At 62.4% G+C, this 21,994-nt stretch carries 20 protein-coding genes; 12 read left to right on the top strand and 8 right to left on the bottom strand.

Annotated elements, in window-relative coordinates:
• Nucleotides 1-12 precede the first annotated feature (12 nt).
• Nucleotides 13-951 carry an AraC family transcriptional regulator gene (locus V3W39_RS20745; protein ID WP_330213241.1) on the bottom strand — a complete coding sequence of 313 codons (939 nt, stop codon included), beginning with the start codon at nt 949-951 and terminating at the stop codon, nt 13-15.
• A gap of 123 nt (nt 952-1,074) precedes the next feature.
• On the opposite strand from V3W39_RS20745, the gene V3W39_RS20740 reads away from it, so the two are divergent.
• Together V3W39_RS20740 and V3W39_RS20735 are read left to right on the top strand one after the other, a co-directional pair.
• Nucleotides 1,075-1,983, top strand: coding sequence for a LysR substrate-binding domain-containing protein (locus V3W39_RS20740; RefSeq protein ID WP_177044118.1), 909 nt, complete (start codon nt 1,075-1,077; stop codon nt 1,981-1,983).
• Entirely contained in the window at nt 1,980-2,342 is a 363-nt protein-coding gene (locus V3W39_RS20735) for an MmcQ/YjbR family DNA-binding protein (protein WP_177044119.1), read from the top strand. Before V3W39_RS20740 ends, V3W39_RS20735 begins: the two co-directional genes overlap by 4 nt.
• On the opposite strand, the gene V3W39_RS20730 is transcribed toward V3W39_RS20735, so the two are convergent.
• Together V3W39_RS20730 and V3W39_RS20725 are read right to left on the bottom strand one after the other, a co-directional pair.
• A complete protein-coding gene (locus tag V3W39_RS20730; protein WP_259197357.1) occupies nt 2,325-2,708 on the bottom strand; it encodes a DUF1294 domain-containing protein in 384 nt (127 codons plus the stop codon). The two genes, V3W39_RS20735 and V3W39_RS20730, sit on opposite strands and share 18 nt — an antisense overlap.
• A complete protein-coding gene (locus V3W39_RS20725) occupies nt 2,705-3,535 on the bottom strand; it encodes an undecaprenyl-diphosphate phosphatase (RefSeq protein ID WP_330213240.1) in 831 nt (276 codons plus the stop codon). Before V3W39_RS20725 ends, V3W39_RS20730 begins: the two co-directional genes overlap by 4 nt.
• 230 nt (nt 3,536-3,765) lie before the next feature.
• Between V3W39_RS20725 and V3W39_RS20720 the strand changes: the two genes are divergently transcribed.
• The 3 genes from V3W39_RS20720 (at nt 3,766) to V3W39_RS20710 (ending at nt 6,665) form a co-directional block, all read left to right on the top strand.
• Complete coding sequence (locus V3W39_RS20720; protein WP_330213239.1) at nt 3,766-5,400, top strand: methyl-accepting chemotaxis protein; 1,635 nt, start codon at nt 3,766-3,768, stop codon at nt 5,398-5,400.
• Between the two features lie 183 nt (nt 5,401-5,583).
• Nucleotides 5,584-6,147 (top strand): nicotinamide riboside transporter PnuC, encoded by a 564-nt coding sequence (pnuC, locus tag V3W39_RS20715; protein WP_259197359.1) that lies wholly within the window; start codon nt 5,584-5,586, stop codon nt 6,145-6,147.
• Complete coding sequence (locus V3W39_RS20710) at nt 6,144-6,665, top strand: AAA family ATPase (protein WP_330213238.1); 522 nt, start codon at nt 6,144-6,146, stop codon at nt 6,663-6,665. Before pnuC ends, V3W39_RS20710 begins: the two co-directional genes overlap by 4 nt.
• A 94-nt stretch (nt 6,666-6,759) precedes the next feature.
• Here V3W39_RS20710 and ggt read toward each other — a convergent pair whose 3' ends face one another.
• Nucleotides 6,760-8,484, bottom strand: a complete 1,725-nt coding sequence (gene ggt, locus V3W39_RS20705; protein ID WP_330213237.1) for a gamma-glutamyltransferase — start codon at nt 8,482-8,484, stop codon at nt 6,760-6,762.
• A gap of 153 nt (nt 8,485-8,637) precedes the next feature.
• On the opposite strand from ggt, the gene V3W39_RS20700 reads away from it, so the two are divergent.
• Entirely contained in the window at nt 8,638-9,273 is a 636-nt protein-coding gene (locus V3W39_RS20700) for a TetR/AcrR family transcriptional regulator (RefSeq protein WP_063029859.1), read from the top strand.
• Nucleotides 9,274-9,371: 98 nt separating this feature from the next.
• Here V3W39_RS20700 and V3W39_RS20695 read toward each other — a convergent pair whose 3' ends face one another.
• The 4 genes from V3W39_RS20695 to V3W39_RS20680 form a co-directional block, all read right to left on the bottom strand.
• Nucleotides 9,372-12,908 (bottom strand): molybdopterin cofactor-binding domain-containing protein, encoded by a 3,537-nt coding sequence (locus V3W39_RS20695; RefSeq protein ID WP_330213236.1) that lies wholly within the window; start codon nt 12,906-12,908, stop codon nt 9,372-9,374.
• A gap of 16 nt (nt 12,909-12,924) precedes the next feature.
• Entirely contained in the window at nt 12,925-13,401 is a 477-nt protein-coding gene (locus V3W39_RS20690) for a (2Fe-2S)-binding protein (RefSeq protein WP_177116042.1), read from the bottom strand.
• A gap of 273 nt (nt 13,402-13,674) precedes the next feature.
• Nucleotides 13,675-14,109: a MarR family winged helix-turn-helix transcriptional regulator gene (locus V3W39_RS20685; RefSeq protein ID WP_177044129.1), complete on the bottom strand. Its 435-nt coding sequence runs from the start codon at nt 14,107-14,109 to the stop codon at nt 13,675-13,677.
• 190 nt (nt 14,110-14,299) lie between these two features.
• Nucleotides 14,300-15,352, bottom strand: coding sequence for a 2,5-dihydroxypyridine 5,6-dioxygenase (locus V3W39_RS20680; protein WP_177044130.1), 1,053 nt, complete (start codon nt 15,350-15,352; stop codon nt 14,300-14,302).
• 308 nt (nt 15,353-15,660) lie between these two features.
• On the opposite strand from V3W39_RS20680, the gene V3W39_RS20675 reads away from it, so the two are divergent.
• From V3W39_RS20675 to V3W39_RS20650, 6 genes are all read left to right on the top strand, one after another.
• The gene (locus V3W39_RS20675) at nt 15,661-16,794 is read left to right on the top strand and encodes an FAD-dependent monooxygenase (RefSeq protein ID WP_177044131.1); all 1,134 of its coding nucleotides are present in this window, start codon (nt 15,661-15,663) and stop codon (nt 16,792-16,794) included.
• Nucleotides 16,791-17,600, top strand: a complete 810-nt coding sequence (locus V3W39_RS20670) for an alpha/beta fold hydrolase (RefSeq protein WP_177132981.1) — start codon at nt 16,791-16,793, stop codon at nt 17,598-17,600. Before V3W39_RS20675 ends, V3W39_RS20670 begins: the two co-directional genes overlap by 4 nt.
• 11 nt (nt 17,601-17,611) lie before the next feature.
• Nucleotides 17,612-18,364 carry a maleate cis-trans isomerase family protein gene (locus V3W39_RS20665; RefSeq protein ID WP_177044133.1) on the top strand — a complete coding sequence of 251 codons (753 nt, stop codon included), beginning with the start codon at nt 17,612-17,614 and terminating at the stop codon, nt 18,362-18,364.
• Nucleotides 18,365-18,501: 137 nt separating this feature from the next.
• Nucleotides 18,502-19,134, top strand: coding sequence for an N-carbamoylsarcosine amidohydrolase (locus V3W39_RS20660; protein ID WP_330213235.1), 633 nt, complete (start codon nt 18,502-18,504; stop codon nt 19,132-19,134).
• Nucleotides 19,135-19,448: 314 nt separating this feature from the next.
• Nucleotides 19,449-20,759, top strand: a complete 1,311-nt coding sequence (locus V3W39_RS20655) for an MFS transporter (RefSeq protein ID WP_177116041.1) — start codon at nt 19,449-19,451, stop codon at nt 20,757-20,759.
• 14 nt (nt 20,760-20,773) lie between these two features.
• Nucleotides 20,774-21,856, top strand: a complete 1,083-nt coding sequence (locus tag V3W39_RS20650; RefSeq protein ID WP_330213234.1) for a nucleoside hydrolase — start codon at nt 20,774-20,776, stop codon at nt 21,854-21,856.
• Nucleotides 21,857-21,994 lie beyond the last annotated feature (138 nt).

Genomic DNA, 21,994 nt, shown 5'->3' with positions numbered 1-21,994 from the left:
AGGACAGTGATTCTAATGTGACGAAACATAGATAGACGCACTCGTGGGTGCAGGCAACGCATAGGTGCGCTTCATCCAGTCAATCTCTTCATGGGGCGTGCGCCCAAAAAACCGCTTGAACTCACGGCTGAACTGCGAGGCGCTCTCGTACCCGACCTTGGCGCAGGCCGTGGCGGCAGTGATGTCACTCCTCAGCATCAGCAGCCGCGCCTGGTGCAAGCGCGTCGACTTCAGGTACTGCATGGGCGAGGTGTCGGTCACCGTGCGAAAGTGCGCATGAAAACTCGGCACGCTCATCATCGCTTCGTTGGCCAGCTCTTCCACCCCCAGGCGCTGGTCATAACACGCGTGGATCTTGCGAATCGCCCGGGCCACCTTGCCGAACTGGCCCTGGAGATTCAGTGCCGCACGCATCGAGCCGCCCTGCTCGCCTGTGAGGATGCGGTAGTAGATTTCCCGCATCAGGGTCGGGCCGAGTACCTGTGCTTCAACCGGCACGCTCATCACCTCCAGGAAGCGCAACAACGACCCGCTGAGCTTGTCGTCCATCGGCGAGGCGTACATGCCCTTGGGCCTGGCTTGCGGCGATGGGGCCAACGCGTCGAGTTCCAGCATCAACTCGGCGGCCAGCTTGAAATCCAGGCGCAGGTACACCGCGAGCATCGGCTCTACTTCACTGGCCTCGGTTTCCATGGTGAACGGCACCGGTACCGAGACCACCAGATAGTGCCGGGCATCGTAGACGTAGACGTCTTCCCCCAGATAACCGCGCTTGCGGCCCTGGCACACGATCACGATCCCCGGGTCGTAAAGCACCGGAATCCGCGTCAACGGCCGGTTGGAACGCAGGAAACGCACGTCATCCAGAGGCGTCAGGTTGTAGCCCTCCACGGGCGCCAACTGTCCCATCAAGTCGATGATTCTGCGGTTACGGGGATGTTCAAGGTTCATCGCAATGCACAGGCCGGGGAAAGCCAGAAGGTAACCCGCCGATGCTTCACTGACCAGTTGGGGGTGGATTTGCCGACGTCAGGCGCGGATAGTTCGTCCCATCGACAGGACAATAGGCCCACCATGCAAGATCTGAATGACCTCTACTATTTCGCCAAAGTAGTGGAAGCCGGCGGTTTCGCCGCCGCCGGGCGGTTGCTGGGGATTCCCAAGTCCCGGCTGTCACGGCGCATTGCCGAGCTGGAAGAACGCCTCGGCGCACGCTTGCTGCAACGCACCACCCGCCAACTGACACTCACCGCCGTGGGTGAGCGCTACCTGCGCCACTGCCAGGCAATGCTGCTGGAGGCGGAAATGGCCGACGAAGCCGTGGCCAGCATGTCCAGCGAGCCCCGGGGCCGGCTGCGGGTCAGCAGCCCGGTGGGCCTGGCTCACCAGTTTCTGCAAACCGTGGTGGCAGAGTTTCTCACCGCCAACCCGCTGGTGCAGTTGGAGATGAACCTGGTCAACCGTCGCGTTGACCTGGTGGCCGAAGGCATTGATGTGGCCTTGCGCGTGCGTGAGCTCGGGGACGAAGACCCGCTGCTGGTGACCAAGCGCCTGCGCCAGGCACAGACCGCCATTGTCGCCAGCCCCGCCTTTGTGCGTGACCGGCAGATCACCACCCTGGAAGACCTCAAGCAACTGCCGGTGCTGGGCGCCCTGGAGGCAGACCGCATGGTGCACTTCCGCATGCTGAGCCCGGAGGGCATCAGCCATGACCTGGCCATGGAAGCCCGGCTGGGCATCGACGATTTCCTGGTACGCAAGGCGTGCGCCCTTGCCAGCCTGGGATTTACGGTGTTGCCGATGATGTATTGCGAGGAGGAGCTGGCCAGCGGCCAGTTGGTGCAACTGTTGCCGCAATGGTCATTGCCGGGCGGCTGGTTGCAGGCGGTTTACCCCCATCGGCGCGGCGTGTTGCCGGCCGTGCGAGCCTGGATCGACCACCTGGATAACGCCTTCAAAGGATGTGGAGACCGTTTGTTATGAGAATGACCGAAGAACAAGTCGCCCAATTTTGCCTGGGCTTGCCCGGCGCGCGGGAAGACTACAAATGGGGCGGCGTGCGGGTGTTCTCGATTGCCGGCAACAAGATGTTCGCCTTGCAGCACCTGCGGGGTGATTCGCTGGCCTTCAAGGTCGACAAGGAACTGTTCCTGGGACATGTGGATCGCCCGGGTATCCATCCGGCGCCGTACCTGGCGCGGGCGCAGTGGATCATCATGGAGGCGCCCTACCCGCTGGGCGCCGAAGAACTGCGTGGCCTGTTGCAGCGTTCCCACCAGTTGGTGGTGAGCAAACTGCCCAAGCGCACGCAGGTCGGCTTGCTGCTAGAAGATCGAGAGTAGCGTGCCGCCGAGGAACAACTGGTCAATCCAGAACACCTCGTGCAGCAACACGATCAGCCAGAACGCCACCTGATAAGACACCTTGCGCGTCTTGTGGCGAAACACCTGCTGGGCGATCAACGCCCCCGGCCAGCCGCCTGCCAGCTCCACGGCGTGCAGGATGTTTTCCGGGGTGCGCCAGCTGTCTTCGCGGGCCTTGCGCTTGTCGCGCCAGTACAGCAAGAACGCGATAACGCTGACCACGCCGTAGGCCACCAGCGGGATCATAGAAACCCCGCGATACCACAGCAGCGCCGAGCCCAACAGCGGCGCGGCGCACACCAGTGCAAACACCAGCGCCTTGAAGCGCGGATGCTGGATGTTCATGGCTTGACGGCCGACCAGTCGATCCAGCCGAACTGCCAGGTGGCCAGGATCACCAGGCCGAAGGCGATGCGGTACCAGGCAAACGCCGCATAGCTGTGGCTGGCGATGAACTTGAGCAGCGCCTTGACCGCGATCATCGCGAAGATGAACGAGGTGACAAAGCCGATGGCAAACACCGGCAGGTCATCCGGCTGGAACAGGTGGCGGTACTTGTAGCCCGAGTACACCGCCGCGCCGACCATGGTGGGCATGGCCAGGAAGAACGAGAACTCGGTGGCGGTCTTGCGTGACAGGCCGAACAACAGGCCGCCGATGATGGTCGCGCCCGAACGCGAGGTACCTGGAATCATCGCCAGGCACTGGGCGAAGCCGACTTTGACGGCGTCCTTCCAGGTGATCTGGTCGACGGTTTCGGCGTGCACTTCATGTTGGCGACGCTCGGCCCACAACATGATGACACCGCCCACCACCAACGCTGCCGCCACGGTGATCGGGTTGAACAGGTAATGCTTGATCAGGTCGGCAAATATCACCCCCAGCACCACCGCCGGCAATACGGCGATGATCAGGTTGACGGTGAAGCGCTGGGCATTGCGCTGGGTCGGCAAGCCGATCACCACGTCCAGGATCTTGCGTCGAAACTCCCACACCACCGCCAGGATTGCGCCCAGCTGGATGATGATATTGAACGCTTCAAAGCGCTCGCCACCGAAGTTGATCAAGTCGGCGACGATAATCTGGTGCCCGGTACTGGAGATCGGCAAAAACTCCGTCAGCCCTTCTACAACCCCGAGTATCAGCGCCTGAACGGCGGTCCAAAGATCCATCGATTCCCCCAAAGGTCATGCCTGCGGCACGCCTCTAACATAATTTTTTAAGTGTTCACTAACGACGAATGCGCGGCGAAAGCAGCGCAGATAATCAAGAGCGGGCTGCGAAAATTCCGTGAAAAATCAGGCAGGACTCAGGTTTTTTGATTCTGGGCCGAAAGCCTATCAGACAAGCCGGAAATGTCGATGCGGCACCTAAAATTATAAGAACACGGAGTGACAGGACCATGAACAGTTTGCGCAACATGTCCATCAGCCGACGCCTCTGGCTGATCCTGATTGTCGCCGTGCTGATGCTGCTAACCCTCGGCCTGCTTATGCTCAAGCAGATTCATGCTGATCTTTACCAGGCCAAGAGTGAGCAGACCCAGCGCGTGGTCCAGACCGCCAACGGGATCCTGACTTATTATCACACCCTCGAAACCAGCGGCGTCCTGACCCGCGAAGCGGCCCAGAAGCAAGCCTTGAGCGTGGTCCGCGGTTTGCGCTACGGGCATGACGATTACTTCTGGATCAATGACCTCACGCCCGTGATGATCATGCATCCGGCCAACCCCAAGCTCGACGGCCAGAACCTGTCGGCCATTCGCGACCCGGACGGTTTTGCGGTGTTCAACGAGTTCGTGATCCTGGCCAAGGCCAAGGGCGCCGGGATGGTGAATTACCGCTGGCCCAAGCCCGGGGCGGATGCGCCGGTGGCCAAGACCTCGTATATCCAGTTGTTTGAACCCTGGGGCTGGATCATCGGCTCCGGCGTATATGTCGATGACGTGCAAGGCGAGTTCCAGGGCCAGGTATGGAAAGCCTCGATGGTGGGCCTGGTGATCGCGGTGATCATGGCCCTGCTGGTGGTGCTGATTGCCCGCAGCATCGTGCGCCCGTTGCAGCAAGCGGTGAACGCCATGGGCAATATCGCCAGCGGCGAAAGCGACCTGACCCGCACCCTCGACACCCACGGCCAGGACGAAGTCACCCAATTGTCCCGCCACTTCAACAGTTTTACCGCCAAGTTGCGTCAGGTGGTGGGCCAGTTGCAGACCTGCGCCAATGCCCTGGGCCAGTCGTCCAGCGAACTGGGCAGCAATGCCAGCGACGCCCATGACCGCAGTCAGCAGCAATCGCAGCAGATGGAACTGGTGGCGACGGCGATCAACGAAGTCACCTACGGCGTGCAGGATGTGGCCAAGAATGCCGAGCACGCCGCCAGTGAAATGCGTGATGCCCAGGTACAGGCCGAACAGGGCCAGCTGAATATCGACGGCAGCCTGCAACAGATCGACCAGCTCTCCACCACCATCAGCCAGGCAGTGGAAGTGATTCGCACGCTGTCCGCCGAAAGTACGCAGATTGGTGGCGTGCTGGAAGTGATCCGCTCCATCGCCGAGCAGACCAACCTGTTGGCGCTCAACGCCGCCATCGAGGCGGCCCGCGCCGGGGAGCAAGGACGCGGGTTTGCGGTGGTGGCCGATGAAGTAAGGCTGCTGGCCCAGCGCACGCAAAAATCCACGGCAGAAATCCAGGGCATGATTGAGCGGCTGCAAAGCCATTCGGAAGCGGCGGTCAAGGTGATCAGCGACAGCCACCAGGCTTCGCAACTGACCATTGAGCAAGCGGGCCAGGCCGGAGCGAGTCTGACCGCCATCGGCCAGGCGTTGCGTAATCTCAATGGCCTGAATGCGTCGATTGCCAGTGCCACGTTGCAGCAGGCGCATGTGGTGGAAGACATCAACCAGAACGTCACCCAGGCAGCCGGGCTGTCCCACAGCACGGCGCTGGCGGCGCAACAGTCGAGCGTGGCGAGTACGCACCTGAAAGGCTTGAGCGAACAGTTGGACGGCCTTCTGCGCCAATTCAAGGTCTGACCCCCGTAGCCGCTGTCGAGCCTTGGCGAGGCTGCGTCAGGCGCGACGAGGTATCGTGCCTGGCTCGGCAGCTCTGGTGCTGCCAACGCAGCCTCGCCAAGGCTCGACAGCTGCTACGGAGTTTGAGGAATGCGCCACTCTGGTTACAATCACCGCCCTCTTCGACTCCCCCAAGGAACCGCCATGTCCGGGCTTGAACTGTTTGCCGCCGCCCTGGGGGTGATCGCTGTCTGGTTGACGGTCAAACAGAACCCGTGGTGCTGGCCCATCGGCCTGGTGATGGTGCTGCTGTACACCTGGATCTTCTTCGACGTGAAGCTCTACTCCGACATGCTGCTGCAAGTGATCTACGCCGCCCTGCAACTCTACGGCTGGTGGCAGTGGACCCGCGCCGGCGAGGTCAGGCAAGGCCGGCAGGTCACCAGCCTGGGGCTGCAACCGATCCTGCAAGGCCTGGCCGTGGGTGCCGTAGGCAGCCTGTTGCTGGGTGCCGCCATGGCCCACTGGACCGACGCCGCCCAACCCTGGCTGGATGCCGCCCTCACCGGCTTCAGCCTGGTGGCGCAAATGTGGATGGCGCAAAAACGCGTACAGTGCTGGCCGCTGTGGATCACCGTGGATGTGATCTTCGTCGGGCTGTTCCTCTACAAAGGCCTGTACCTGACCGCCGCGCTCTATGCCTTGTTTACCGTGATCGCCGTGCAGGGCTGGCGCGCATGGCGCGCCGACCCGGCGTTGCAGCCATGAAAGTCGTGGTACTGGCCGGCCCGGAATCCAGCGGCAAAAGCTGGTTGGCAGCGCAGTTGCAGGCGCACTTTGGCGGGATGATGGTGGACGAATACGTGCGCCATTTCATCGACCAGCACCAGCGCGACACCACCTTGGCCGACATCCCCGAGATCGCCCGCGGCCAACTGGCCTGGGAAGATGCCGCCCGCGCCGCGCAGCCGGCATTGCTGATCCTGGACACCAACCTGCTGACCAACAAGCTCTGGAGCCAGACCCTGTTTGGCGACTGCCCGGCGTGGCTCGACAGCGAACTGCTGGCCCGCCATTACGACTTGCACTTGCTACTGTCGCCCGAGGACGTGGAATGGACCGCCGACGGCCAACGCTGCCAGCCGGAGTTCGCCGACCGCCTCGCATTCTTTCAGGCCAGCCGTGACTGGCTGGAGCAACATCATCAGCCGCTACGGATAATCCGTGGGGAGTGGCACGCCCGCCAAGCGCAGGCGTTTTCAGCTGTGGAGCAACTGCTGGATTAAACCGCGCAGCTGCCACCCAGCTGTCCCATGATGATATCGCGCTCTCCCTGGCTTTTTTCCGCAGCCACCATGGAGAACACGAAGGGTTGACGCCTCAGTAGCCCAGCGACAACCCGGTATTGCGCCGAGGGTCGTTGGCCCCGTAGAAACGGTTGTTGCCGACCGGATTGCCATCCAGGGACGGCGCGCCCACCAGGATCGCCGCCAGGTGGTTCGCGTCCTGGGGACCTGCAAACTTGTGGCCCCAGCCTTCGAGGATTTTCTGGGTATCGGGGCTCAGGGCAAAGCGCTCGATATTGGTCGCCTCAGGCAGCCACTGCTGGTGGAAACGCGGCGCGTCCACGGCTTCCTGGATGTTCATCTTGTAGTCGATCACGTTGAGGATGGTCAGCAGTGTGGCCGTAATGATGCGGCTGCCACCCGGCGTACCCACCACCATCACCGCCTTGCCGTCCTTGGTGACGATGGTCGGGCTCATGGACGACAACGGCGTCTTGCCCGGGGCGATGGCGTTGGCTTCGCCCTGGACCAGGCCGTACATGTTCGGCACGCCGATCTTGGAGGTGAAGTCGTCCATTTCGTCGTTGAGGATCACCCCGGTCTTGCTCGCCATCACGCCGGCGCCAAACCAGTCGTTGAGGGTGTAGGTCACCGAGACTGCATTGCCCCACTTGTCGACGATGGAATAGTGGGTGGTGTTATTGCCCTCGTGAGGCGATACCCCGGGCTTGATGTCCTGGGAGATCCCGGCTTTCTGCGGGTCGATGGCGGCGCGCAGTTTGGCGGCGTAGTCCTTGTCCAGCAGATGGTCGACCGGGTTTTGCACGAAGTCCGGGTCGCCGAGGTAGCTGTTGCGGTCAACGTAGGCGTGGCGCATGGCCTCGATCTGGTAGTGCAGGCCTTGGGCCGAGTGATAGCCAAGGTCGGCCATCGGATAGCCTTCGAGGATGTTCATGATCTCGCAGATCACCACGCCGCCAGAGCTCGGTGGTGGCGCAGAAACCACGTGGTAGCCGCGGTAGTCACACTCGATGGGCGCCAGTTCGCGGGTCTTGTATTTGTCCAGGTCGGCCTGGGTGATGATGCCCTTGCCTGACTGGCTGGAATCGACAATCGCCTTGGCTACCCAGCCCTTGTAGAAGCCGTCGGTGCCCTTGGCGGAGATTTCCCGCAGGGTTTTCGCCAGGTCTTTCTGCACCAGTTTCTGGCCCACCAGCATCGGTTCGCCGCCGTGCAGGAAGATGCCGCGCAGGTCTTTGTCTTTCTTGAATTCGTCAGTGGCCGTGTGCAGCAGGTCGACATCGCCCTGCTCCAGGGCAAAGCCGTCTTCGGCCAGCTTGATGGCCGGGGCGATGACCTGGGCGCGCTTGAGGGTGCCGTATTTGCTCAGCGCCAGTTCCATGCCCGACACGGTGCCGGGAACGCCGACCGCCAGGTGGCCCTTGGAGCTGAGGTCGGGGACGACGTTGCCATCCTTGTCCAGGTACATGTCGGCGGTGGCCGCCAACGGGGCTTTTTCGCGGAAGTCGAGGAAGGTCTTGCGCCCGTCGGCCAACTGCACGGTCATGAAGCCGCCGCCGCCCAGGTTGCCGGCCGCCGGGTAGACCACGGCCAGGGCGTAACCCACCGCCACCGCCGCATCCACCGCGTTGCCACCGGCCTTGAGCACATCCACGCCCACGTGGGTGGCGAGGTGCTGGGCCGTGACCACCATGCCATTTTCGCCAGCCACCGGGGCCTGGGAGGCCGCCTGTACGCCGCTGACGGTCAGCACCAGCGCCGTGGCAATCAATGTTCGGATAAACGGTTGGTATTTCATCCCTGGCTACTCTGTTTATTGGAAGAATTAGAAAGTAGTACGTTTCGAACACAAGCCCCAGCCTTATGCCGCGTTTGTGACAGAGCCTGTCGGTAACGGAATAATGCCCATGCTATATTCCGGGCCTTTACGCTGTGCAGCAGAGGCTTTTCGATGGTGATCAAGAAGACCGGTATCCGCGCCCAGCAAGCCGACCAGACCCGCGCGCGGATTCTCCAGGCGGCGGTCAAGGTCTTCACTCGCGACGGCTATTCCGGCGGCCGCGTCGAAAGCATTTCCCGGGAGGCCGACTCCAACGACCGCATGCTGTATTACTACTTCGGCAGCAAGGAGCATCTGTTTGTGTGTGTGCTGGAGCACACCTATGAACAGTTCAACAAGGCCGAAAGCAAACTCAAGCTCGACCTGAGTGCGCCGGTGCAAGCGTTGCAGGCGCTGGTGGGGTTTATCTGGAATTACTATGTCAAGCATCCCGAGTTTGTGGCGATCCTGAGTATCGAGAACCTGCACAAGGGCAAGCATGCGAAGCAGTCCGGGGAGTTGCGGCGGTTGTCGGGGGAGGCGGTTGGGGTGTTGCGGCCGATCATCGAGGCGGGTCAGGCGCAGGGGTTGTTTCGTGAGGATGTGGACATCAAGCATGTTTACTTGATGATTGCTTCGTTGTGCTACTTCTACAATTCCAACCAGCACACGCTTAGTTCGTTTTTGGGGGAGGATCTGGCGGACAAGGGGCAACAGCGGGATTGGCTGGGGTTTATCAGTGATTTGGTGTTGCGCGGCGTACGGTAATGTGGGAGCTGGCTTGCCTGCGATAGCGGTGTACCAGTCACCACCGCTATCGCAGGCAAGCCAGCTCCCACATTTGATCTCCATATGGCTTGGAGCTTTCAGTGAGTGCCAGGGTTCGCTCGCAGGTGTGCCACGGTTTTTTCCAGGCCTTCCCACTGTGGTGCATCAGGTGCAAAGCGCCCGCGCAGGTAGGCGGCCAAATCCGCTACCTGGGTGTTGGACAGGCTGTCCTTGAACGCGGGCATATAGCCCAGGTCCTTGGTCGCCGGGGTGCTGATGCCTTGCAGGATCACCTTGATCAGGTTGTCCGGCTGGTCGCTGTGCACGTTGGTGTTGGTCGCCAGTGACGGGCTGACCCCGAACAGTTTCGGCCCCTGCCCGTCGGCATGGCAGGCCTTGCACGAACCTTCGAATACCCGGCGGCCATTCGCATTGGGCAGCGTTACGGCCGCCACCACCTGTGCTTCTGCTGCGCCGCTGTCATTCAGCGAGGCCAGGTATACGGCCATCGCGCGGATATCGGTCTTGGGCAATTTCGCCAGTTCAGTTACGACCGGCCCCATCGGCCCTGTCGCCACGCCGTGTGCGTCGGAATAGCCGGTGCTCAAATAAGTGAACAGTTGGTCTTCGGTCCACGGCGTCGGTGCCTTGGACAAGCCATTCAAGGCCGGCGCCTCCCACCCATCCACCATACCGCCCGCCAGGAACGCCTTGCCGCCCTTCTCCGCGCCCATCAGGTTGCGCGGCGAATGGCACGCCGCGCAGTGCCCCAGGCCATTGACCAGATAGGCCCCGCGATTCCATTGCTCACTGCGCTGTGGTTGCACAGTGATTTCCCCGCGACGCAAAAACAGTGCGTTCCACCCGGCCATCAACGGGCGGATATTGAACGGAAAACTCATCGCATTCGGCACCGGCGCCTGGCTCACCGGTGCCTGGGACATCAGGTAGGCATACAGCGCCTGCATGTCGGCATCGTTGATATTGCGAAATGCCGTATAGGGAAACGCCGGGTACAGGTTGCGCCCGTCGCGGCCAATGCCATCGCGCATCGCCCGCTCGAACGCCGGGTAGGACCAGTTGCCAATCCCGGTCTTCTCATCCGGGGTGATGTTGCTGCTGTAGAGCGTGCCGAATGGCGTGTGCATCGCCAGCCCGCCGGCATTGGTCGCCCCGCCCGGCGCCGTGTGGCACACCGCGCAATCCCCTACCGCCGCCAGCAACCGACCGCGCTCCAGGGTGGCCTTGGACCAGGTGCCGGCGCTGGGCGGTGCAATCGGGGCGATTTCGCTGTGGAACGGCCACGCGGTGGCGGCCATGCCCAACACCGCGCCAAAGGCTGCAAACAATGAGCCGAACAACCATTTGCGGCGTTTTTCCGGGGACTTTGCCGGCTCGCCCAGCGTGCCCGCATTCAGCGCCGCCAACACGCGCTCGGGGGTGATCGGCAGCTCGCGAAAACGAATGCCGGTGGCGTCATAGATCGCATTGGCAATTGCCGCCGCGCTGGGCACCGAGGCCGACTCGCCGGCGCCCATCGGCGGCTGGTCCTGGCGCGGCATCATCAGTACGTCGATCTGCGGCACTTCAGGGAAGGTCAGGATCGGATAACCGCCCCACTCCTTGCTCGCCACGGTCGACTCTTCAAAGGTCACGCGCTCCTTGAGCACGCGGCTGGTGGACTGGATCACATTGCCGTGGATCTGATGCTGCACGCCCGCCGGGTTGATCATCATGCCCGAGTCATGGCCGATCACCACGCGGGTCACCGAGACGTCGCCGGTCTGCTTGTCGATGGCCACGTCCGCCACCCAGGCCGCCCAGGCCGCACCGAAGCCGGGGAACTTGCTGTGGATGTAGCGCGCATAGGCAAAGCCCCGGCCGCGCAGCAGGTGGTCTTCATTGGCGGTTTGCATCGGTGCGGTGCGCGGTGCCCAGTTGGCCCGTTCGGCGGTGGATTTCACCAGGTCGATGGCGCGTTCGTCCTTCAGGTAACGCAGGCGGTATTCCACTGGGTCGACGCCGGCGGCGAACGCCAGTTCATCGATATAGGACTCATGGGCGAAGGTGTTGGGCAGAGCCGATACGCCGCGCATCCATGAGGCGCGCACGATCGGTGCCATGTCGTTGATGGTGACGCGCATGTGCTCGATGTCGTACGGCGGGATCGACGTGCGGTCGCCCATCTCGAACATGGCCGCCACCGGCTCGACCCGGCCGGTCAGCAACAGCGCCAAGGTAGGCGCGCCGTTGGACGGGTAGCTGGTTTCAAAGTCATAGGCGGCGATGCTGCCGTCGGCGTTCAGGCCGCCGTCCACATCCATCAATTGTGCGGTGCCCTTGGGTTCCCACAGGTGTTCCTGTTCGCGGGTCAGTTGCACCCGCACCGGCTTGCCCACCGCGCGGGACAACAGCAAGGCGTCGGCGCAGACATCGTCGGCGCAGTTGCGCCCGTAACAGCCGGAGGCTTCCATACGGATCACGTCGATGGACTCCTCCGGGCACTCCAGCAGCCAGGCCAGGTCGGCCCGCAGCAGGTGCGGGTTCTGGCTGCCGGACCAGACCCGGCTGATCCCGGGCTGGTAGTCGGCCACGCCGCAGGACGGCCCGATGGAGCCGTGCATCTGGTACGGCCACAGGTAGGTGCGCGGCATGCGCTGGCTGGCGGCGGCCAGGGCTTCGTCGACGTTGCCCTGGTCGAGTACCGTGCGGCGTACCCGGGGGTTGTCGCGAATCGCCTGCTCTACATCACTCATGTCCGGTAGTGGGTTGTTCCAGGGTTTCCAGTGCGCCAGCAGTTCCTGGGCGGCCTTGATCGCCTGTTCCTCGCGCAACGCGACCACGCCGACAAAATCACGGATCACCACCACCGCGACGATGCCCGGGATATGGGCGATGGAGGACTCGTCGACACTCAACAGGCTATTGCCGACAAAATCACCGCAATCCAGCCCCGCATACGGCGGGCGAATTACCCGGCCGTGGAGCATGTCCGGTACGCGCATGTCGTGGACGTAGGTCAGCTCGCCAGTGGCCTTGCCGGGGATATCGACCCGCGCGGCGCCCTTGCCCACCAGGCGGTAATCCGCGGTGGCTTTCAGCGGTGCATCGCCGCTGATGCGCAGTTCGTCATGTTCGCCCGTCACCAGCTCGCTGTAGGTGGTGGTGCGTCCGTCTTCGGCGCTGATGACGCCCGCTTCGACCTTGAGACGTTGCGGGTTGACCGACCAGCGTTGCGCCGCCCGCGCCAGCAGGAAACGCCGGGCTTCAGCGGCGGCGTTACGCAGCGGGATCGCGGAGATTTGCAGCGTCGCACTGGCAATGGTCGCGCCCTGGTTCGGCACGCGCTCGGTGTCGCCCAGCACCATGCACACCTGCTCCATCGTCAGGTCCAGTTCCTCGGCGACGATCTGCGCCAGCGACGTGCGAATGCCGGTGCCCAGGTCCACATGCCCGTTGAAGGCGTACACCCGCCCGTCATCGTTCACCGCGATAAACAGCCCCAGCTCCTTGGGCTTGACGGTCGGTGTGCCGCCCTTGGCCACCGGCCCCGAGGGCGGCAGCACGTCGTCGACGATCAGCAGGACGCCGGCCTTGGCCAGCCATTGGTCGCGGGAAGGGATTGCGTCAGTCATGGTCATCGATCCACGTTCAAGGCGTTTGGCGGGCGGCACGCAGCACCGCGCGGAGGATTTCGATATGGGTGCCGCAGCGGCACAGGTTGCCCGACAGTTCAGTGCGCACCTCGGCTTCGCTGGGGTTGGGGTTGCGGTCGAGCAAGGCCTTGGCGGTCATGATCATGCCGTTGAGGCAGTAGCCGCACTGGGCGGCCTGCTCGTCGATAAAGGCTTGTTGCACCGGGTGCGGGGTTTCGCGCGTACCGAGGCCTTCGAGGGTGACGATGTCGCGGCCCACGGCGCCCGACAAGGGGAAGACGCAGGAGCGTGCGGCCACGCCATCGATGATCACCGTGCAGGCGCCGCACTCCCCCAGGCCGCAGCCGTATTTGGGACCATTGAGTTGCAGGTCATTGCGCAGGATCAGCAATAACGGGGTGTCGGCCATCGCGCTGACTTGTGTGGTGTGGCCGTTGACCTCAAGCGTTACCGTGATGTGCTGGCTGATCATTCGTGTCGCCCATGGCTTTGGTGAAGTGCCCACTACATTAAATAGTCAAAAAAAAGCGTCGCGTACCTGGGGTCTCGCGACACACTTTTCTGGTGAAGTGGTTACTACATCAAGCAGAGCAAAAACGGTGCCAGAAGATGGGTGAGTTCCTGTGGCGAGGGAGCTTGCTCCCGCTGGACTGCGCAGCAGGCCCATTTTTTGGGGTCGCTTCGCAACCCAGCGGGAGCAAGCTCCCTCGCCACAAAAGGGGTTGGGTTTCAGCCTTGGGGGGTATCAGTTTTGGGGGTCGTCGATCATTTTGCGTAGCAGGAACAGCACGGCCACGCGCTCGGCGGGGTTGAGGTTGCTCAGGGTCAGTTCGGTGATGGTCGCGGCGCAGGGCACGGTTTGCTGCACCAGCGTGGCGCCGGAGGCAGAGAGGTTGACCACGACTTTGCGCTTGTCCTGGGGGTCGGGCTCGAGGGTGATCAGTTCGCGGGCCTTGAGCCGCTCGACGATGCCGCGGATGGTGGCCTGGTCGACGGCGGTGGCCTTGACCAGTTCGGTCAGCGAGCTTGCACCATGATCGCGCAGGGCGCAGAGGGTGACGAACTGCACGGCGGTGAGCTGGGAGTCGCCGACGTTCTGCTGGAAGATCGCCAGGTGGCGCTGGTAGGCCTTGCGCAGCAGGTGGCCAACTTGCTCGGAGAAAACGTAGGAATCAGGCACGGCGGGCTCGGGAAGGCGGTGGTCGATGGGGTGGCATGATGGCGGGGTTGTGGGTTGGACTCAAGCATCAGCCATCGAAGGAACCGAATCGCATGTGGGAGCTGGCTTGCCTGCGATTGCGGGGGATCAGCCAGCTCTCTGTTGTCTGACACTCCGCTATCGCTGGCAAGCCAGCTCCTACAGGGGATTTTTAGCGTGCCAGGGAGGCTGGGGGGGCTACGACGTCGCCGGCGATGACGACGGCCTCATCATCGAGGTAGACGTCGCAGTTGCGCAGCGGGATGTCCATGTGGCACGGCGTCTTGCGGGTGCCGCCGACTTCGGTGTTCGGGCCGGTGGAGAACAGGAAGTTGCCGTAGAACGCCCGGGCGTCCATGCACATGCCGTCGTTCTTGTCGTGCAGGCCCATGGCCGTCCATTGCGCCCGTGGCTGCAGGCCCCAGCCGATGTGGGAGATGCCGTACACCTCGGGATCATTGAAGTATTTCATGTAGTCGCGCAGGTATTCGGCCTCGAACCCGCCATGAATTCTGGTGATGAAGCCCTTTTCGATCTCCAGGGTGATTTTCTCCCGGGTGTAGGTCTTGAACGGCAGCAGGATGTCGCCGATGTCCAGCACCAGTACGCCTTCGGCGGTTTCTTCGTTGGGCCAGGAGAACAGGAAGCCGCTCGGCCAGTGATCCCAGCGTCCCGGTTCGTCGGCAAAGCCGTATTCGGTGACTGACGGGTATTGCCCCAACGCCGCGCGGAAATCACTGCCGGCGCGGGATTTGACGTGGATCGAGCGGGCCTTTTTCAGCAGTTGCTCGGCGGCCAGTACCCGCACCTTGTCTTCCTCGGTGGGCAGCATGCGCGCCAGCACTTCCGGGGGTTCCACCGCCAGCAGGATGCGTGTGCCGGTCTTGAGGATCTGCTCCTGCTCCGGCGAGTGCAGCAACATCATGGTGTCGACGATCAGGTCGGCCGCCTCCAGCGCCCGCTGGGCCGCGATGTTGCCGGTCAGCGCGGTGTCGCCGCAATAGGCAGTCATGTCATTGCCCATCGCCCGGGGATGGTTGAACGACGGCAGTTCCACCGCGTACACCTTGGCCCCCAGACGCTGCGCCGCGTCCATGGCGGCGCGCACGGTGCGCGGGTCGGAGTAATGGCTCTTGAGCACGGCGACGCTCTGGGTCGGGTCGACCTTAGAGAGCTTCAACACGTGCTCAAACATCTGGGTCAGTTCGCAATCACTTACTGGCATTTCCTCTCTCCTCAGCGGCTGCACCAAGATCTGGCAGTGCGCTTCACTCTAGTGCATTTTTATAGCGTATACGCCATTTATCCAAGATAAGAACTGATTTCTGCATGGACTGCAAGCGCCACGCCAAAACGTTACCAATTCACACATAGCCAATGAAATATGGAGATAAACGGTTACAGGGGATCCATATGGCCAAAAAAACAATTTTTCAGGCGTGGGCTTTTCATTTGAAAATATGAGCGTATACACTTTAAAAACCTTGCGGACAGACGCCGCCGGCCATCATTCGAAAAAGAGGACCACGCCCCATGGGAAGCACACAAAAAATCGCAATCGTCGGCGCCGGCCTTGGCGGTGCCGCCGCTGCCACTCTGCTGCAACAAGCAGGGTTTGACGTGGACATCTTTGAACAGGCGCCGGAGTTTTCCCGCCTCGGTGCCGGGATCCACATGGGGCCCAACATCATGAAAATCTTCCGGCGCATGGGCATCGAAAAGCAGTTGGACCTGATGGGCTCGCACCCCGAGCACTGGTTCAGCCGCGACGGTGAAACCGGCGACTACCTGTCACGCATCCCTTTGACCGGCTACGGCGCGTCCTACATCACCGTGCACCGTGGTGACCTGCACGCGCTGCAGATGTCCACCCTCAAGCCCGGCACCCTGCACTTCAACAAACGCCTGGAAACCCTCGAAGAAACCGACACCCAGGTGCGCCTGACCTTTGCCGACGGCGAAGTGACCTACGCCGACATCGTGATCGGCGCCGACGGCATCAACTCACGCATTCGCGAGGAGCTGCTGGGTGCCGAAAAGCCGCTGTACAGCGGCTGGGTCGCCCATCGTGCGCTGATCCGTGGCGATCAACTGGCCAAGTACGACCTCAAGTTCGAAGACTGCATCAAGTGGTGGACCGAGGACCGGCACATGATGGTCTACTACACCACCGGCAAGCGCGACGAGTACTACTACGTCACCGGCGTGCCGCACCCGGAATGGGACTTCCAGGGTGCCTTCGTCGACAGCAGCCGCGAAGAGATGTTCGACGCCTTCAAGGGCTACCACCCCACTGTCCAGGCGCTGATCGAATCCACCGAAAGCGTGACCAAGTGGCCGCTGCGCAACCGTAACCCGCTGCCGCTGTGGAGCCGTGGCCGCCTGGTATTGCTGGGCGATGCCTGCCACCCGATGAAGCCGCACATGGCCCAGGGCGCCGGCATGGCCATCGAAGACGCAGCGATGCTCACCCGCTGCCTGCAGGAAACCGGCATCAGCGACTACCGCACCGCCTTCGAACTGTATGAAGCCAACCGCAAGGAACGTGCTTCCCGGGTCCAGGCCGTGTCCAACGCCAACACCTGGCTGCGCACCCAGGAAGACCCGGACTGGGTCTACGGCTATGACCTCTACGCCCAACAGCTGAAATCGGGGGTGGCCGCGTGAGCAGCTTTCTCTACGGCGGCAACGTCCAGGCCAACGGCATTCGCCAGCATTACCTGCGCTACGGCGGCAAGGGCCCGGCACTGATCCTGATCCCCGGCATTACCAGCCCGGCGATTACCTGGGGCTTTGTCGCAGAGCGCCTGGGCCTGCATTTCGATACCTATGTGCTGGATGTGCGCGGTCGAGGCCTGTCGTCCACCGGCCCGGAACTGGATTACAGCGCCGACACCTGTGCCGATGACATTGGTGCGTTTGCCGATGCCTTGAAGCTCGACAGCTATCACCTCGTGGGCCATTCCATGGGCGCGCGGTTTGCCGTGCGCAGTGCAGTGCGCCACCCCCAGGGCGTCAACCGCGTGGTGCTGATCGACCCGCCAGTGTCCGGCCCCGGCCGCCGTGAATACCCGAGCAAACTGCCGTGGTACGTCGATTCGATTCGCCAGTCGCTGGTGGGTATGGACGCCGAGGCCATGCGCGCCTTCTGCGCCACCTGGACCGACGAGCAACTGCAACTGCGCGCCGAATGGCTGCACACCTGCTACGAACCGGCCATCGTGCGCGCGTTCAATGACTTCCATACCGTCGACTTCCACCAGGACCTGCCGCACCTGGAGGCGCCTGCCCTGCTGATTGTTGCCGGACGCGGCGGTGTTATTCAGCCCGAAGATGTCGAGGAAGTCCGGCAGTTACAGCCAAGCCTGCAGGTGGCCCATGTGCCGAATGCCGGACACATGATCCCCTGGGACGACCTTGAAGGCTTTTTCGCAGCCTTCGGCGACTTCCTCGGCCAGCCCCTGACTGCATAACGGAGACCACCATGCTCAAGCCTTACCGCATCGGCCAGATCGTGCCGAGTTCCAACACCACCATGGAAACCGAGATCCCGGCGATGCTCAACGCGCGCCAGGCGATCCGCCCGGAACGTTTCACCTTTCACTCCAGCCGCATGCGCATGAAGCAGGTGCGCAAGGAAGAGCTGGCGGCGATGGACGGCGAGTCCGACCGTTGCGCCATCGAACTGTCCGACGCCAAGGTCGACGTGCTGGGTTACGCCTGCCTGGTAGCGATCATGGCCATGGGGCTGGGCTACCACCGCAACTCCGAGCAACGCCTGCGCAAGGCCACCGCCGACAATGACGCCAACGCCCCGGTGATCACCAGTGCCGGCGCCTTGATCGAAGGCCTGAAAGTGATGGGCGCCAAGCGCATCGCCATCGTCGCGCCCTACATGAAGCCGCTGACCGAACTGGTGGTGAACTACATCCGCGAAGAAGGCTTTGAAGTGGTGGACTGGCGCGCCCTGGAAATCCCCGACAACCTCGAAGTGGCCCGCCACGACCCGGCCAAGCTGCCGGCCATCGTTGCCGGGATGAACCTGGAAGGCGTCGACGTAATCGTGCTGTCGGCCTGCGTGCAAATGCAGTCGCTGCCGGTGGTGGCCAAGGTCGAAGCGCAAACCGGCCTGCCGGTCCTCACCGCCGCCATCGCCACCACCTACGCCATGCTCAAGGCCCTGGACCTGGAACCCATCGTCCCCGGCGCCGGCGCCCTGCTCTCCGGCGCCTACTAAAAACGCTTTTGTGGTGAGGGAGCTTGCTCCCGCTGGGGTGCGAAGCGCCCCCAAAAAATAGGCCTGCTACGCAGTCCAACGGGAGCAAGCTCCCTCGCCACAAGGTATGTGCACTGTCCATTACCGAGGACTGAAAGATGAGCGACCAATCCGCCGACGCCAACTACCAGGGTGTCTGGGGCAACCGAATCGGCTTCGGCAAAAAGTCCGCCCTGCTGATGATCGACTTCATGCAAGGCTACACCACCGAAGGCGCGCCCTTGTTCGCGCCGGGCGTGGTCAGTGCCGTGACCGAAAGCATCGAACTGCTGGCCAGCGCACGCCGCCACGGGATCAGCGTGGTGCACACCAATATCCGCTACCATCCCGGCCATTTCGCCGACGGCGGTATCTGGGTAAAAAAGGCCCCGGTGATGAAAGACATGGTCGAGGGCAACCCCCTCGCCGCCTTCTGCCCCGAAGTCCTGCCCCTGGCCAATGAAGTGGTGATCACCAAACAATACGCCAGCGCGTTTTTCGGCAGCAGCCTGGCCCCGATGCTGCACGCCCAGGGCATCGACACCGTGGTGCTCGCCGGCTGCTCCACCAGCGGCTGCATCCGCGCCACCGCAGTGGACGCCGTGCAACACGGGTTTCGCACCATCGTCGTGCGCGAATGCGTCGGCGACCGCCACCCGGCGCCCCATGAAGCCAACCTGTTTGATATCGACAGCAAGTACGGCGACGTGGTCAGCAAGCAGGAGGCGATGAGCAAGTTCAAGGAGCAATAACGCGTCAACAGGAACCACGACAAAGAGCGTGGTCCGGAAAAAACTGAGAGCTCACCCTGGAATTCATTCAAAGCTGGACGCAGCAACCTGTAGGAGCTGGCTTGCCTGCGATAGCATCGACTCAATGTACCTGACACCCCGAGTCGCATGCATCGCGGACAAGCCCAGCTCCCACAGAAACCAGCTCCTACAGTGGAAAACCAGTGCAGCTCCCAGTCTTCTGTCACTGCCTTTGGAAGTCGCTTTCACAGCACTCCGAAGTGCTGAAAAAGCGGCTGTATAAAAACCATAAGTCACCGCCAGGAGACACCCCAATGCCCATTGCGAATGCAGCGCCCGCGACTACGGTCGCCGATCCGGTCCACACGCTCTACCACAAGATCACCTGGAAGCTGATTCCGTTCCTGTGTTTCTGCTACCTCGCCGCCTACCTGGACCGTATCAATATCGGCTTCGCCAAACTGCAGATGCTCGACCAGCTGCACTTCAGCGAAACCGCGTTCGGCCTCGGCGCCGGCCTGTTTTTTGTCGGCTATATCATTTTCGAAGTACCGAGCAACCTGATCCTGGAAAAGGTCGGCGCGAAGATCTGGATCGCCCGCATCATGATCACCTGGGGCCTGCTCTCGGCCTGCACCATGCTGGTCACCTCCACCACCCAGTTCTACATCCTGCGGTTCCTGCTGGGCGCGGCCGAGGCCGGGTTCCTGCCGGGCGTGCTGTATTACCTGACCACCTGGTTCCCCACCCATCGCCGCGGCCGGATCATCGCGCTGTTCATGATCGGCCTGCCACTGTCCAGCGTGATCGGCGGCCCGTTGTCCGGCTGGATCATGGGCCACTTCGACAACATGGCCGGCCTGCGCGGCTGGCAGTGGCTGTTCCTGATCGAGGCGGTGCCCAGCGTGCTGCTCGGGGTGTGGACCTTCTGGGCGCTGCCCAATACCTATCAGCAAGCCAAGTGGCTGTCGCCGGAAGAAAAGACCCTGCTGGAAAGCGAACTGCGCAAAGACGATGCCGACGGCACCGACAGCAAGCACAGCTTCCGCGACGGCTTCTTCAACCTCAAGGTATGGATGCTCGGCGGCATCGACTTCTCGATCCTGCTCAGCGCCTATGCCATGGGTTTCTGGATGCCGACCTTCATCCGCAACGCCGGCATCACCGACACCTTCCACATCGGCATCCTCACCGCCCTGCCCAGCGTGGCGGCCCTGCTGGGCATGCTGCTGATCGGCGCAAGTTCCGACAAACACCGTGAACGCCGCTGGCACATCATCGTGCCGTTTTTCATCGGCGCCGCAGCCATGGCCACCAGCACCTTCTTCACCCATAACGTGGTCGCCACCGTGGCCCTGTTTGCGATTGCCTCGGCGGCGATCATCGGTGCGGTGCCGGTATTTTTCAGCCTGCCGGCGACCTTTCTCAAAGGCACTGCAGCGGCCACCGGATTTGCCCTGGCCTGCTCGCTGGCGAACATCGCCGGCCTGGTGAGTAACTCGTTGATGGGGGTGGCGATTGACGTCACCGGCAGCAGTGCCGGGGCCTTGTGGTTTTTTGCCGGCTGCCTGATTCTCAGCAGCTTCCTGGTCATCGCCTTGCCGGCGAAACTGGTCAACCGCTAATAGGGTGAGTTTCCATGCAAGGTTTCATCAAGCGCTGTGCCCTGCTTGTCGCCGTCGGCCTGTGTGCCGGTACGGCGCAGGCCGCAGAAAAAGTCATCTTCGACACTGACTTCAACGTGCTCAACGATGACGGCCAGGCCTTCATCATGCTCGCCCAATTGCATGGGCAAAAACGCGTCGACCTGCTGGGCATGACCCTGGTCAGCGGCAACGCCTGGGTCGACCAGGAACAGGTGGACGCCCTCAAGGCCGTGGAACGCATGGGCGTGGAAAAGGAAGTCGGCGTGTACTCCGGCGCCGCCTACCCGCTGCTGCATGACTACGCCACCTACGAGGCGGAAAAGGCCCTGTTCGGCTCCGGCTGGCCCGGGGCGTTCAAGAACCCGCGCCCCACCAGTGCCTCCCAGCTGGTCGCGCCGCCGGACGGCCTGGCCACCCACACCAAGCTGCGCAAGGAAACCGCCGCCCAGTTCATCGTCGACAGCGTGCGCGCCAACCCACACGAAGTGACGATTCTGGCGGTAGGCCCGCTGACCAACATCGCCCTGGCGATTCGGTCGGCACCGGACATCGTGCCGCTGATCAAGCGCATCGTGTACATGGGCGGCGCCCTGGAGATTCCGGGCAACACCACGCCGGCAGCGGAGTTCAATTGGTGGTTCGACCCGGAGGCCGCAAAAATCGTATTGCGCTCGCCGATCGAACACGTGATTTTCCCCAACGATGTCTGTGAGAAAGTCACCTTCGACAAGTCAGTGTATGAGCGGGTGATTGCCCACAAGGGCGCAATTGCCGATCTCTATAAGCACGAGTTCGGCCCGCTGTTTGCCAAAGACCCGGCCTACCACAGCTTCACCTGGGACAGCCTGCCAGCGCTGTTTCTTGTGAACCCCGGGATCGTCACCGAATCCCGTGAACTGTGGGTGGACGTGGACGCCACCTTCGGCGCCGACTACGGCCGGGCACTGGGCTACAACAAAGGCGCGCCGGTGGGCACGCAGAAGGCCAAGGTGGTGTTTGGCGTGGACCAGAAGCAGTTCTGGGACGGCTATGTCGGGCTGGTGACATTGCCAGCACCGGTAAAAACAACGCCATAAATAACACTCACCCGTTGCGCCTCCTGCAGAGGCCAGGCCAACGGGCACCCTGCCGCTTTTGCTATCTCCCCTTGAAATACCCCGCCAAACTCCGAAGAGTATTTCTCGGAACGCCTACGGCGCGCGACTCGACACAGG

The organism is Pseudomonas sp. Z18(2022) (assembly GCF_036346535.1).
Lineage (GTDB): Bacteria > Pseudomonadota > Gammaproteobacteria > Pseudomonadales > Pseudomonadaceae > Aquipseudomonas > Aquipseudomonas yamanorum_A.
Note: the sequence above shows the minus strand (reverse complement) of the source record. Positions and strands in the feature narration are given on the sequence as shown.